This window comes from Tetragenococcus solitarius NBRC 100494, from assembly GCF_001544195.1.
GTDB classification, from domain to species: domain Bacteria; phylum Bacillota; class Bacilli; order Lactobacillales; family Enterococcaceae; genus Tetragenococcus; species Tetragenococcus solitarius.
In genome coordinates, this window is sequence record NZ_BCPY01000015.1 from 21,219 (window position 1) to 35,273 (window position 14,055).

The 14,055-nt window shown below is 36.9% G+C and carries 11 protein-coding genes and 1 other annotated feature; of the genes, 9 read left to right on the top strand and 2 right to left on the bottom strand.

Translation table 11 applies throughout. The features are described from left to right. The first annotated feature begins 66 nt into the window (after positions 1-66). The 7 genes from TS1_RS06050 to TS1_RS06080 all read left to right on the top strand — a co-directional run bounded on the left by TS1_RS06050 (position 67) and on the right by TS1_RS06080 (position 7,858). Positions 67-729 carry a redox-sensing transcriptional repressor Rex gene (locus TS1_RS06050; RefSeq protein WP_068708835.1) on the top strand — a complete coding sequence of 221 codons (663 nt, stop codon included), beginning with the start codon at positions 67-69 and terminating at the stop codon, positions 727-729. Between the two features lie 100 nt (positions 730-829). After that, a complete protein-coding gene (gene tpx, locus TS1_RS06055) occupies positions 830-1,324 on the top strand; it encodes a thiol peroxidase (protein ID WP_068708837.1) in 495 nt (164 codons plus the stop codon). Positions 1,325-1,355: 31 nt separating this feature from the next. Continuing rightward, positions 1,356-1,571: a binding site (T-box leader), on the top strand. A 333-nt stretch (positions 1,572-1,904) separates the two neighbouring features. Further along, positions 1,905-4,550 (top strand): valine--tRNA ligase, encoded by a 2,646-nt coding sequence (locus tag TS1_RS06060; RefSeq protein ID WP_068708839.1) that lies wholly within the window; start codon positions 1,905-1,907, stop codon positions 4,548-4,550. A 226-nt stretch (positions 4,551-4,776) separates the two neighbouring features. Next, positions 4,777-6,087, top strand: coding sequence for a bifunctional folylpolyglutamate synthase/dihydrofolate synthase (locus TS1_RS06065; protein ID WP_068708841.1), 1,311 nt, complete (start codon positions 4,777-4,779; stop codon positions 6,085-6,087). A gap of 13 nt (positions 6,088-6,100) precedes the next feature. Continuing rightward, entirely contained in the window at positions 6,101-6,763 is a 663-nt protein-coding gene (locus TS1_RS06070) for an HAD family hydrolase (protein ID WP_068708843.1), read from the top strand. 52 nt (positions 6,764-6,815) lie between these two features. Further along, on the top strand, positions 6,816-7,493 hold the full coding sequence (radC, locus tag TS1_RS06075) for a RadC family protein (RefSeq protein WP_068708845.1): 678 nt from the start codon (positions 6,816-6,818) through the stop codon (positions 7,491-7,493). A 164-nt stretch (positions 7,494-7,657) separates the two neighbouring features. Further along, complete coding sequence (locus TS1_RS06080; protein WP_068708847.1) at positions 7,658-7,858, top strand: cold-shock protein; 201 nt, start codon at positions 7,658-7,660, stop codon at positions 7,856-7,858. Between the two features lie 293 nt (positions 7,859-8,151). Here the strand turns inward: TS1_RS06080 and rnjA are convergent, their stop codons facing one another. Then, positions 8,152-9,828 carry a ribonuclease J1 gene (gene rnjA / locus TS1_RS06085; protein WP_068708849.1) on the bottom strand — a complete coding sequence of 559 codons (1,677 nt, stop codon included), beginning with the start codon at positions 9,826-9,828 and terminating at the stop codon, positions 8,152-8,154. 1 nt (position 9,829) lies between these two features. Further along, the gene (locus TS1_RS06090; RefSeq protein WP_068708850.1) at positions 9,830-10,042 is read right to left on the bottom strand and encodes a DNA-directed RNA polymerase subunit epsilon; all 213 of its coding nucleotides are present in this window, start codon (positions 10,040-10,042) and stop codon (positions 9,830-9,832) included. Positions 10,043-10,416: 374 nt separating this feature from the next. Here TS1_RS06090 and TS1_RS06095 point away from each other — a divergent pair, with 374 nt between their 5' ends. Together TS1_RS06095 and TS1_RS06100 are read left to right on the top strand one after the other, a co-directional pair. Beyond that, positions 10,417-12,150, top strand: coding sequence for an ABC transporter ATP-binding protein (locus tag TS1_RS06095; protein ID WP_068708852.1), 1,734 nt, complete (start codon positions 10,417-10,419; stop codon positions 12,148-12,150). After that, on the top strand, positions 12,147-13,901 hold the full coding sequence (locus tag TS1_RS06100; RefSeq protein ID WP_068708854.1) for an ABC transporter ATP-binding protein: 1,755 nt from the start codon (positions 12,147-12,149) through the stop codon (positions 13,899-13,901). Before TS1_RS06095 ends, TS1_RS06100 begins: the two co-directional genes overlap by 4 nt. Positions 13,902-14,055 lie beyond the last annotated feature (154 nt).

Below are 14,055 nucleotides of genomic sequence, written 5' to 3' on the forward strand. Positions count from 1 at the left end.
TCAGTTGCTAAAAAAAAGCAAGCATGGTACACTTTTATGTGAACAAGTTAACAAGGAGGCTAGGAAGTGGAACGCTATAATAAGAAAAAAATACCCCGTGCTACAGCCAAAAGACTTCCCTTATATTTAAGAAACTTAACTATTTTGGATGCAAAAGGCGTAGTGCGGATTAAATCAAAAGAGCTTGCTGAAATTACGCAGGTTCCATCTGCTACGATACGACGCGATTTCTCTTATTTAGGAGAGTTGGGTCGTAGCGGTTATGGCTATGATGTTACATTTTTAATCAAAGTGTTTAGTGATATTTTAGATAGTAACGAAACGAGCCATATGGCGATTGTTGGATTTGGTAATTTAGGGAAAGCTCTAGCGAATAATAATTTTCGTCGTAATCAAAATCTTATTATCTCCTGTGTGTTTGATACTGATCCAGAAATTATCGGCCAGACGATTGCGGGGTTTTATGTTTATAGTATGGAAGATTTTGAACGAGTAACACGAGAAAAAAACGTTAAAGTTGCTATATCTACTGTGCCTAGCGAACACGCTCAAGAAGCAATTGATACAGTGGTAAATAGTGGTATTACAGCAATATTAAACTTTGCTCCAGATCGCGTTGAGGTACCAAGCAATATCAATATGCGTTATATCGATTTAACAACTGAATTACTAACACTACTCTTTTTTGACCGTAATTATAAAGATACACCACTTGCTATTACCTCATAAGCATATTTTTTTATAATTTCTTTTGGCTACTTTATACTGTTAGTATGTTATAACGAATTTTCGTTTAAAATTAACAGGGAAATAGTAAGGAGAGAAAAATATGATTATTACACGTAAAGGTGAAGAATTAGAGGTACCTGGACAACAACCCGCAGTTGGAGATAAAGCAGCATCATTTTCTTTAAATGATTTACAAGACCGTACCTACACATTGGAAGATTTTGATAATGGAAAACCGACGATTATCAGTGTTGTTCCTGATATCAATACGCGGGTATGCGCTTTGCAGACCAAGCGTTTTAATCAAGAAGCTAGTCAACTGGAAGATATTAACTTTGTAACTATCTCGAATAATACGAAAGAGGACCAAGCCAAATGGTGTGGTCAAGAGGGCGTGGATATGATCATGTTACATGATCCAGAAAACACATTTGGTAAAACGTATAACCTTTATATTCCAGAAGCAGATAAATTCACTCGCAGCATCTTTGTACTTGACCAAAACGGCACCATTACTTATGAGGAATTTGTTCCTGAAATGTCTGATGAACCAGATTATCAAAAAGCACTGGAAGAAGCAAAAGCTCTGATTTAAGTTGACTTTAAAAAAAGTGCATTGTAAAATAAAAAAGACAATAATCAAGAGGAGTAGCTAGTTCAACTGATTCTAGAGAGAAAATTCTAGGCTGTAAAATTTTCATCAGTCACTAGTGAAGGTAGCTTGTATGTTTTTGATTTGAAAAAAGTAGAATCAAACGAGTCGTGACCGTTAAATCACTTAACAAGTGGCAGAGTATAAAGCCTGCAATTTAGGTGGTACCGCGTAAATAAGCGCCCTAAGATAATATTTATCTTAGGGCTTTTTGCTGTGAATCACTACGATTTAGCGACCAAGGGGAGCTAAGAGAAGATCCTTCAAGGCCTTAGCGACTTGTCGCTTAGACCTTGATGAGATCGAAGCGACAAGCGAAGAGATGAACAGTACTAGGCGAGAGGAACGAGCGTAGTTCCCCAAACCGAATCACTACGATTTAGCGGCTAAAGAAATCTAAAAATTTGCTTTTTAATGCCTTGTCGATTTGTTATTCGGACCTTGAATACATGTGGCAAAATAATGAGAAATACGCGAGAAAAGCAAACTATAGTTACTTTATTTAATCTAAGGAGGGAACAAAGTGTCAAAAAAACAATTATCTAAAAAATACAATCCGCAAGAAGTGGAAAGCGGGCGTTATGAAGCGTGGTTAAAACAAGACTTATTTAAGCCAAGCGGTAATCAAAAGGCCAAGCCTTATTCAGTGGTTATCCCACCGCCTAATGTTACTGGCAAGTTGCATTTAGGTCATGCTTGGGATACTACTTTACAAGATGTGATTATCCGACAAAAACGGATGCAAGGTTTTGATACTTTATGGCTTCCGGGAATGGACCATGCCGGGATTGCTACCCAGACGAAAGTTGAAGCGAAATTAAAAGAACAGGGAATCTCTCGCTATGATTTAGGACGAGAAAAATTCATTGACCAAGTCTGGGATTGGAAAGAAGAGTATGCGCAACATATTAGAGAACAGTGGGCAAAGTTAGGTTTATCTCTGGATTATGAAAATGAACGTTTTACCTTAGATGACGGCCTGTCAAAAGCTGTACGGACGGTATTTGTTCAGTTATATGAAAAAGGGCTAATTTATCGCGGAGAATACATCATTAATTGGGATCCGGTCGCACAAACCGCTTTATCCGATATTGAAGTTATTCATAAAGATGATGAAGGTGCTTTTTATCATATGACTTATCCTTTAGCTGATGGCACTGGCACAGTGGAGATTGCTACAACCCGTCCAGAAACTATGCTTGGTGATACGGCAGTCGCTGTGCATCCAGAAGATGAACGTTATCAACAATTCATCGGCAAAAAAGCGATTTTGCCTTTAATGGATCGCGAAATTCCTATTGTTGCAGATGAATATGTTGACCGTGAATTTGGGACAGGTGTAGTGAAAATTACGCCAGCTCATGATCCCAACGACTTTGAAGTAGGAAATCGTCATGATTTACCGCGCGTGAACGTCATGAATGATGATGGTACGATGAATGAGCATGCTGGTAAATATGCTGGAATGGACCGTTTTGAAGCTAGAAAAGCGATTGTTTCTGACTTAGAGCAATTAGGACGTCTAGTTAAAGTAGAAAAAATGGTGCATAGTGTAGGACATTCTGAACGTAGTGATGCCGTAGTAGAACCTCGTTTGTCTAAACAATGGTTTGTAAAAATGCAACCTTTGGCGCAACAGGCTATTGATAACCAAGCAACTGAACAGGCCGTCGATTTTTACCCACCACGGTTTAATCAGACGTTCTTACGCTGGATGGAAAATATTCATGACTGGGTCATCTCACGTCAATTATGGTGGGGCCACCAAATTCCAGCTTGGTATCATAAAGAAACAGGGGAAGTTTATGTAGGGATGCAAGCCCCTGAAGATAGCCAAAATTGGGTACAAGATGAAGATGTTTTAGACACATGGTTTAGTTCTGCTTTGTGGCCGTTTTCAACTTTAGGCTGGCCCGATACTGAAAATAAATTATATCAACGTTATTTCCCAACCAACACCTTAGTCACAGGTTACGATATTATTTCTTTTTGGGTGAGCCGTATGATTTTCCAAAGCTTAGAATTTACGGACCAACGTCCATTTGAAAATGTCTTAGTCCATGGACTCATTCGCGATTCCCAAGGACGTAAGATGAGTAAATCCTTAGGCAATGGGATTGATCCGATGGAAGTGATTGATCAATATGGAGCTGACGCTTTGCGTTGGTTTTTATCCAATGGTTCTACACCAGGACAAGATGTCCGTTTTAGTTATGAAAAAATGGATGCTGCTTGGAATTTCATTAATAAAATTTGGAATGCCGCTCGTTTTGTTTTAATGAACGTCGAAGGTATGAGTGTAGAAGATATCGACCTTAGCGGCGAAAAATCAGTTGCTGACCGCTGGATTTTGACTCGCTTAAATGAAACGGTGAAAAGGGTGACAGAGTTATTCGATCGCTTTGAATTTGGTGAAGCAGGCCGTCAGTTGTACAATTTTATTTGGGATGATTTTTGCGACTGGTATATTGAAATGAGCAAAGAAACACTTTATGGTTCAGACAAAAAAGCGCAACAAACCAATAAAAGTGTCCTTGTTTATGTGCTAGACCAAATTTTACGACTACTACATCCCATCATGCCTTTCGTAACAGAGGAAATTTGGGAACAATTACCGCATGAAGGAAGTTCACTGGTAACAGCACAATATCCGGTCGTACATCCGGAATTTAATGATGAGAAAGCCGCCAAAGGCATGGGTGTATTGATGGAATTAATTCGCTCTGTTCGTAATATTCGCGCAGAAGTAAATACCCCAATTTCAAAACCAGTAACTCTGCTTATTCAAACGAGTGATCAGGCCATTGAAGAATTTTTGCAAGAAAATAAAAACTATATTGACCGTTTCTGTAATCCAGAAAAACTGGTTATCGATAGCCAACTCGAGCCGCCGGAATTAGCAATGACAGCTGTATTAACAGGAGCTAATATTTACTTGCCATTAGCTGGTTTGATTGATGTTAAAGAAGAATTGAACCGTTTGGAAAAAGAATTAGAAAAATGGAACAAAGAAGTTAAACGTACTGAAGGAAAGCTTGCTAATGAACGATTTGTAGCCAATGCTCCGGCAGAAGTGGTACAAAGTGAGCGTGACAAGCAAGCAGGTTATCTCGAAAAACAACAAACAGTCAAAGAGCGGATTGAACAATTGCAGCAAATCGACCAATAACTTGAAAAGGACTGTGACATAAGTAAAGACAAGATAGAATATTCGAACTATATTTGGTGATATTCCCTAATTGTCGTGAATTTGCGACGAGAAACCATAGGATTAATCTCACTTATAGTTCGGATATTTTATTATTAAAGGAAGTTATGTCACAAGTCCTTTTCTTATTATTTCTCATAGTATGTAAGAAAGGGATTTGTTATAATACAACTTGAGGTGAAATGATGTGACAAAAACAGTAGAAGAAGCTATCCAGTTTATTGAAAGTCGACAAAAATTCGGTTCAAAGCCAGGGTTACAGCGAATTAATGCCTTACTAGACGAACTTGGCCATCCAGAAAAAGAGCTTTCGGTTGTGCATATTGCCGGTACCAATGGCAAAGGTTCAACCGTTAGTTTCTTATCTTCTATGCTCCAAGAAACCGGATTAACCGTGGGCACCTTCACTTCACCTTATATTGAAGTGCTTAATGAACGAATTGCTATTAATGGCAGGCCAATTTCTGATGAAGTTTTGTTGAGCATTGTGCAAAAAATTCAACCCATCGTAAATTCAGCAGAGTCAAATAGTGTACTGTTTGAAATTACCGAATTTGAACTATTAACAGCGGCGGCTTTTTTATACTTTAAGGAAGAAAAAATTGATATCGCTGTTGTTGAAGTTGGCTTAGGCGGTTTGTATGACAGTACAAATGTTGTTTCTCCCATACTGACAGCTATTACGACCATTGGTATGGATCATGAACAGGTACTAGGCGATACGATTGAAAAAATTGCTGCACAAAAAGCGGGCATTATAAAAAAAGGGATTCCTGTTGTTACGGGAAATATCAGCGAAAATGCACTTGCTGTTATCGATGATACCGCTCAAAAACAACAAGCAAAGGTTTATCATTTTAATGAAAGTTACCAAATGAATTATAGGGGACCTCATTCTAAGTGGGGTGAACAATTTGACTTTTATAATGAGAATGGAAAAATCACGAAGCTAGATACCTCTTTACTGGGAAAACATCAGACAGAAAATGCTGCGGTAGCTATTCAACTTTTTTATTTAGTTTGCCAGTTGAAAAAAATTCCCTTTGATGAAAAAGATATTAAAAATGGACTGTTAAATACGTGTTGGCCAGCTAGAATGGAAAGAATCAGTCAAGATCCTTTAATCGTACTCGATGGGGCTCATAATGAACAGGCGATGAAGCGGCTGGTGGAAAATATCAATAAGGAATTTAAAGATCGACATATTTATGTACTTTTTTCCGCTCTAGAACGAAAAAATGTGACAAGTATGCTTGAGCAGCTATTAGAAATTCCTAATGCGGATATTTATTTAACAAATTTTGATTATGCAGGTGCTCTTCGATTAGAAAAAAATTACCAGCAAATTAACGAAAAAAGAATTAACGTTGTTTCATTATGGCAATTTGGATTAGCCAATATTTTAGAAAAAATTTCAAGCGATGATATGGTCTTAGTAACAGGCTCTCTTTATTTTGTAGCAGAAGTGCGAAAATTAATTAAAGAACTTAATTCTTAAGCAGGAGGATACTATGCAGAGTATACAAGGAATTATTTTTGATATGGACGGTTTGATGTTTGACACTGAGTCTCTTTACTATAAAGCAACACAAGCGGTTGCAGATAGGATGGGCATTTTTTATGACTTTGCCACTTATGAAAAATATATTGGCGTTTCGGATGAAGAAGTTTGGCAAGCTTATCATGAAATGTATGATCCATTTTTTGGTGAACAGACGGTGAATACTTTCATTAATGATTCATTTGACCGTGCGGTAGAGTTATTTGAATCTGGCGCTGCTGACATAAAACCAGGCTTAAAAGAATTATTGAATTATCTAAAAGAAAAGGGTATTCAACGTTGTGTTGCTTCTAGCAATCAACGTAAAATTATTAATATCCTTTTAGAAAAGAATCAGTTATTAGATGATTTTTCTCATATTATTTCTTTTGAAGATGTAACAAAAGCGAAACCGGATCCTGAGATTTTCGAGATTGCTTCGGAGCGTTTTTCTTTTCCTAAGGAAAATTTACTTATATTAGAAGATTCGAAAAATGGCATATTAGCGGCAGATCAAGCAGGGATTGATGTTATCATGGTGCCTGACTTAATCGCACCTACACCTGCGATTAAGGAAAAAACAATCGCTGTCTTGCCGTCATTAAATGAAGTTTCTTCCATTTTAGAAAAATAATTGGAACCTTTTTGCGTATTTATTAGTGTAAGTACGCAAAGGAGGCTTTTTTATGGAAAAAAGTAAAATACCACTAAGTTCCCTTCCCCGTGAACGACTATTAGAATATGGTGTACAGGCACTTTCAAATCAAGAATTGTTGGCTATTTTACTACGTACTGGCTCAAAAAAGTACAGTGTAATGGAACTATCTGCTATCATTTTAACGACTTTTCCCAGCTTATATGAGTTAAAGAATGCTAGTCTAACTGAGTTGCAAAAGATTTCTGGCGTAGGACAGATTAAATCCATTGAGCTAAAAGCTATGATTGAATTGGGCTGTCGTATCCAACGTGCGAATCAGCCAAAGTATGGGAAAGTGGTAACGAGTTTTGACTTGGCACAACAATTGATGAGTGAAATGAAAGATTTTACTCAAGAACATCTTATCTGTTTATACTTAAATACGAAAAATGAAATCATCTTTCGCAAAACATTATTTGTCGGGTCAGTAAACCAAGCTGTTGCGCATCCGCGAGAGATTTTTCGTGAAGCGGTCCGTTGCAGTGCAGCTCGTATTATATGCTCGCACAATCATCCCAGCGGAGACCCAACACCTTCAGAAAATGATCGACAATTTACTAAAAGATTGAAACAATGCGGAGAAATGATGGGAATTGAAATATTAGATCATTTAGTCATCGGCAACGAAAAATACGTGAGCTTACGAGAAGAAGGCTTTTGGAATTAATCATTTGCGAATAGTTTTTACTTGCAAAAAAACGTATTCAGGGGTAAAATAGTGAATGTAATTTTGTTTGGAAAATGGAAGTGGCACACAGTTACCTGTCTCTAACGTAGTACGAGCAATGTTACAATTTTATAAAGTGCTAACGCACGAGGAGGAAACTTGAAATGGAACAAGGTACAGTAAAATGGTTTAATGCAGAAAAAGGTTATGGGTTTATCTCTCGTGAAGACGGAAGTGACGTGTTTGTCCACTTTTCAGCAATTCAAGAAGAAGGCTTTAAAACTTTAGAAGAAGGACAATCTGTAACATTTGATGTTGAAGAATCAGATCGTGGTCCTCAAGCAGTTAACGTTGTAAAAGCATAGTTTAAAACGAATCATGCTTTAAAAATTAAACTGACAGGAAAAGCTCTTGCAATAAAATTTGCGAGGGCTTTTTTTATTTGGAAAGAACTAATATTTCTAGCTCCTTTTTCATTCATATGAACTTATTATAAAATGAAAAGGTTTGTAATAGATGAGGTAAGTTTAGAAAGAGGAAAGATGAGAGGAAGGTTGACCAAGTAACTCTAGAAAAGCGAAAATCTAGAACACTACAAAAATTTTTCATAATATTCATCAAAACAAAAAGCAGTCCAACTTAATGGACTGCTTTTTGTTTAGTCATCTGGTGTCATAATCATAGATAAAACCATCGGATGTCGTTGTGTTTGTTCAATAAGAAACGGCTGTAGTGCTTGGCTCATTGCTTCTCTTAATTTATATTCGCTGGTATCTGACTGGTTTAATGCATCTCGTAAAGCATTATAAAGGATATTTTGTCCTTTTTTAATTAATTCACCAGATTCACGCATATAAACAAAACCACGGGAAAGTATGTCAGGACCTGCTAAAATTTCTTTTTTCTTTTTATCAATGGTTGCTACAGCGATTACGAGTCCTTCTTCAGAAAGGATGCGACGGTCTTTTAGGACAATGTTACCAATATCGCCAATTCCACTACCATCGATATACACATCTCCTGCATTAAAATGACCACAAGGACGTGCGGAATCAGAAGTTAATGCAAGCATATCTCCATTTTCCATTAAGAAACAGTTTTCTTTTGGCACGCCGGTATTTTCTGCTAATTGGCTGTGAATTTTTAACATACGGAATTCACCATGAATAGGCATAAAATATTTTGGTTTCATCAAACGCAACATTAATTTTTGTTCTTCTTGGCCTCCGTGTCCAGAAGTATGGATATTGTTGATTTTACCATGAATAACTTCAGCTCCTGACTCTAGCAACAAGTTAATTAGATTGTTCACGCTGGTTGTATTTCCAGGAATTGGTGAACTAGAGAAGATCACAGTGTCATCTGGTTGAATTTGAATTTGTCGATGAGTGCCATTGGCAATCCGGCTTAAAGCTGCCATTGGTTCGCCTTGAGACCCTGTACATAAAATCATTACCTTATCTGCCGGTAAAGAATTCAACTCTTTTGAATCAACAAATGTCCCTTCTGGAACGTTGATATAACCAAGACGTTGTCCATTGGTAATCGCGTTTTCCATGCTACGACCAAAAACGGCAATCTTACGCCCGTAAGCAACTGCAGCTTCTGCCGCTTGTTGCAAACGAAAAATATTGGAAGCAAAACTAGCAAAAATAATCCGTCCTTCTACTTTCTCAAAGATTTTGAGGATAGAAGAACCAATCGTTTTTTCAGATTTAGTAAAAGTCGGAATTTCAGCGTTTGTACTATCTGAAAGTAAACAAAGGACGCCTTCTTCACCAACTTTTGCCATTTTATGAAGGTTTGCTGGCTCGCCGACTGGTGTAAAGTCAAATTTAAAATCACCAGTTTCAACGATGTTTCCTGACGGGGTCTTAACGACAACACCTAAAGCATCGGGGATGCTGTGAGTTGTTCGAAAGAAGCTGACAGAAGTTTTACGAAAACGAATTACAGTGTCTTCATTAATTTCATGAAGATCTGCATCACGTAGTAGTCCGTGTTCGTCTAATTTATTTGTGATTAAAGCTAAAGCTAATGGTCCGGCATAAATAGGAATATTTACCTCTTTTAATAAATAAGGGATACCCCCGATATGGTCCTCATGACCGTGGGTAACCACTAAAGCTTTTACTTTTTGGATATTTTGAATAATGTAACTGTAATCGGGAATTACATAGTCAATGCCAAGTAATTCATCTTCTGGAAATTTAATTCCCGCGTCAATCAAGATGATTTCGTCTTGAAATTGCACCCCATAGCAGTTTTTCCCGATTTCACCTAATCCGCCAACAGCGAAAACCCCTGTTTCGTTGTTTTTTAGCGATAACTTCATTCTAAAACTCCGTTATATGGAAATCAGCTTGTTCTTTTTCATATTCCAAGTGATTCCCAGTTAACTCTTGGATATATTCGATATTGTATGGGGTGTTTTCTTCAACAGCATGACGTGCTGCGACTTCATTTTCAACGTCAACATATAAAGAGTGTGTTTGCTCTCTTTTAGGGTTGCGTTCTTTGGTTTCTTGATAAAAAACTTTGTAAATCATGTATCTGTTCTCCTTTATTATAACGATTATATTTATTTGACTTTTTTACTTAAATGAATAAGTATTCTTTGATCCAATAAGAATCCGTTTTTGGCAGCTTAATAGGATATATAAAATAACATAGTACACCTTTGAGCTGTAACCAATTGTCCATTGATAGTTTATCATACAAATAAAAATAAGTATAGAAATGCGCCATCAAAAACAAGAAAATTACATGAAAATAAAAAAATTATAATAAGCAAAAAAAGCTGACACACGTATATGAAAAGACCTTTGAAAAAACTTGTTAATTTCGCTTCTCATTTTCTTTACTTTTTTCATCGCTATGTGCTATCTTTAAAGTAATTGCACAGAAAAAGGAGGGGATAATTTTGAAATTAATGATGCATTATACCTTGAAAAATAAGGGGCTATTATTCTTTAATTTCATTTGTGTTTTCGGGTTTATCCTTATTGAGCTAGGATTACCTACATTATTGAGTCAAATGATTGATGTAGGGGTTGCCAATAATGATGATGCCTATATTAAAAAAATAGGATTAATCATGTTAGCAGTGGTCATTGTTGGTGTATTGATGAATATTTCGTTGGGGTATTTTATGACACGTATTACAACAAATGTCACTGCCTCTATTCGTCAAGACCTTTTTGAGAAAATACAAGATTATTCTCATAACGAATATGAACAATTAGGAGTATCCTCATTAATTACGCGGGTAACAAATGATGCTTACCAAATTATGTTGTTCATGCAAAACTTTTTGCGAACAGGTTTTATGACACCGATGATGTTTATTGCAAGTTTATATATGGTACTGCGGACTAGTGGAAGTTTAGGAATGTATGTGTTGATTGCTTTGCCTTTCCTATTGATTGGCGTCGTAGCCATCGCAGGTTTTTCCAATCCTTTGTCTAGAAAACAACAAAGCAACCTTGACCGTATCAATAATATTTTACGCGAAAATTTATCCGGACTGCGAGTGATTCGCGCATTCGTTAATGAACGTTTTGAAGAGAATCGTTTTGCTAAGGTAAATGATGCTTATGAAAAAAGTTCAAAAAACTTATTTCGTTTGATGTCTTCAGCTCAACCAGGATTCTTCTTTCTATTTAATATTGTGATGGCTTATATTATTTGGCAAGGAAGTATTCAAATCGATGCTGGAACATTGGAAGTTGGAAATTTGATTGCTTTTATTGAATATATTTTCCATGCATTGTTTTCATTTATGATGTTTTCTACTATTTTTATGATGTATCCAAGAGCAGCCGTATCGGCTAATCGGATTCAAGAAGCAATGGATACTGAATCAATTATTCATAATAAAGAAAATGGGGTCACAAAAACAGAAACAAATGGTTATTTAGCTTTTAATGATGTCACTTTTGCTTATCCAGGACATGCGGAATCACCAGTCGTTCGTGATGCGAACTTTACAGCAAAACCCGGTGAAACAGTGGCATTTATTGGTAGTACAGGAAGCGGAAAATCGACACTTATTCAACTCATTCCACGTCTATATGACGTCAGCGAGGGTGAAATTCTAGTGGATGGTGTTGATGTTCGTGATTATGATATCGACGCTTTACGCAAAAAAATCGGTTATGTCCCACAAAGTGCAGTCCTATTTTCTGGCACGTTGCGCGACAATTTGCTTTATGGCAATGAAGATGCCACCGACGAAGAGTTGAAAGAAGCAATCGACATCGCACAAGCCAGCGATTTTGTCTCTGAATTGCCTGATGGATTAGATACGCGAATTTCTGAAGGTGGTGCCAACTTCTCTGGTGGACAAAAACAACGTTTAGCGATTGCTCGAGCAGTGGTTAGAAGACCTGCGATTTATATATTTGATGATAGCTTTTCTGCTTTGGATTTTGCAACAGATGCAAAATTACGCGAAAGAATTGGAAAAGAGACGACTGATGCGACTGTATTAATTGTCGCTCAACGTGTCAGCACGATTATGAATGCTGATCGAATTATTGTATTGAACGAAGGAAATGTCGTTGGGGAAGGAACCCACGAAGAGCTATTAAGAACAAGCTCTGTTTATTATGACATTGCTTCGTCTCAATTATCGAAGGAGGAGTTAGAACAATGAATGCTTTTTCCTCTTTAAAACGATTGGGTCATTATTTGAAACCTTATAAATTTAAATTTATTTTGGTGATGTTTCTTGTAGTAGCAACTGTAATTTTTAATACAGCACTACCTTATGTAACAGGACTTCCAACGACAGAAATTAGTAAAAATATTGCCAATGGAGATCCGATAAATTTTGACTATATTAAACAAACAGTGATTGCGATTGTAATGATCGGGGTCGGTTATGGAGGCTCTCAATTGGCTGCTGGATTGTTAATGACAGGTGTCGTGCAATCAGCTATGAAAGACCTTCGTAGAGATATTTCTCATAAAATTAATCGATTGCCTGTTTCTTATTTTGATACTCGCCAACAAGGAAATGTATTTTCTCGGGTAACCAATGACGTGGATGTCGTTAGTGGAGCTTTACAACAATCGTTAGTGCAATTAGTAAATGCCTTTTTAAGTATCATATTATCTCTTTCGATGATGTTTTATATTAATGTTTATATGGCACTTGCTGCGATGATTATGGTGCCAGCTTCTTATTTTATTTCCCGCTTTGTTATCTCAAAATCGCAAAAATACTTTAATGGTATGCAAAACTCTTTAGGTGAAATGAACGGTTTTGTACAAGAGCATATGACCGGCTTTAATGTGATTAAACTTTTTGGTCAGGAACACAACACTGCTGAAAACTTTAAAAAAGTTAATCAGTCGGTGAAAAAGAATGGTTTTAAAGCGCAATTTATTTCTGGGCTTATGATGCCGCTTGTTCAATCGACTGCATATTTAACTTATATTGTGATTGCAGTTGTCGGTAGTTTGTTTGTCTTAAGTGGAGCTATTGTTGTTGGACAATTACAGGCCTTTATTCAATATATTTGGCAAATTAGTCAACCAATGGGCAATATTACGCAACTATCTGCAATGTTACAAAGTGCTTCAGCTTCTGCACGACGTGTATTTGAAGTCTTAGATGAAGACGAAGAAGAGTCTAGTGAAAATGAAGTGGCTCTACCTGAGCATGTTGAAGGCAATGTCGAATTTGATCATGTAAGCTTTTCTTATAAGTCTAACGAACCATTAATTGAAGACCTAAACTTTAGTGTAAAAGCAGGGCAGACAGTAGCCATTGTCGGACCGACTGGCGCTGGTAAAACAACGATCATCAACCTTTTGATGCGTTTTTACGATGTAGACGAAGGAGCCATCAAAATTGATGGCATTGATACAAAAGAAATGGATCGTAGTGACGTGCGTTCGTTGTTCGGTATGGTATTGCAAGATGCTTGGCTGTACGGCGGAACAATAGCAGATAATATTCGTTTTGGTAAATTAGATGCGACAGATTATGAAGTTGTCGATGCAGCCAAGACTGCTAATGTAGACCATTTTATTCGGACGATACCAGAAGGATATGATATGGAAACCGCTTCTGAAGGGGATAATATCTCATTGGGTCAAAAACAATTAATGACGATCGCAAGAGCAGTCATTTCTGATCCTAAAATTTTGATTTTGGATGAAGCAACTAGCTCGGTAGATACTCGTCTAGAAGCACTGATTCAAAAAGCAATGGATCAAGTAATGAAAGGGCGAACCAGTTTTGTTATTGCTCACCGTTTATCGACAATTCGCGATGCGGATTTAATTTTAGTCATGGATCATGGCTCTATTATCGAGCAAGGAACGCATGATGCTTTACTTGCTAAAGGTGGCTTTTATGCAGACTTGTATAATAGTCAATTTGCTGATCAAGAATAGAAATAAATGAACGGCGCTGACTAAAAAGTTGGCGTCGTTTTTTTATTGCTAGTAAGTGATGTGATATACTTTACAAAAGAAGGGAAGCTAAACAAAGGAGCCTTCATTTTAGATGAAAAGAAGGGAAGTTTGGCAAAGGAACCCTTATTTTATT

Excerpts from the sequence above, each read along its gene's own strand:
- rnjA (WP_068708849.1), bottom strand. The coding sequence starts at position 9,828 with ATGAAGTTATCGCTAAAAAACAACGAAACAGGGGTTTTCGCTGTTGGC.
- TS1_RS06090 (WP_068708850.1), bottom strand. The coding sequence starts at position 10,042 with ATGATTTACAAAGTTTTTTATCAAGAAACCAAAGAACGCAACCCTAAA.
- TS1_RS06080 (WP_068708847.1), top strand. The coding sequence starts at position 7,658 with ATGGAACAAGGTACAGTAAAATGGTTTAATGCAGAAAAAGGTTATGGG.
- radC (WP_068708845.1), top strand. The coding sequence starts at position 6,816 with ATGGAAAAAAGTAAAATACCACTAAGTTCCCTTCCCCGTGAACGACTA.
- TS1_RS06070 (WP_068708843.1), top strand. The coding sequence starts at position 6,101 with ATGCAGAGTATACAAGGAATTATTTTTGATATGGACGGTTTGATGTTT.
- tpx (WP_068708837.1), top strand. The coding sequence starts at position 830 with ATGATTATTACACGTAAAGGTGAAGAATTAGAGGTACCTGGACAACAA.
- TS1_RS06100 (WP_068708854.1), top strand. The coding sequence starts at position 12,147 with ATGAATGCTTTTTCCTCTTTAAAACGATTGGGTCATTATTTGAAACCT.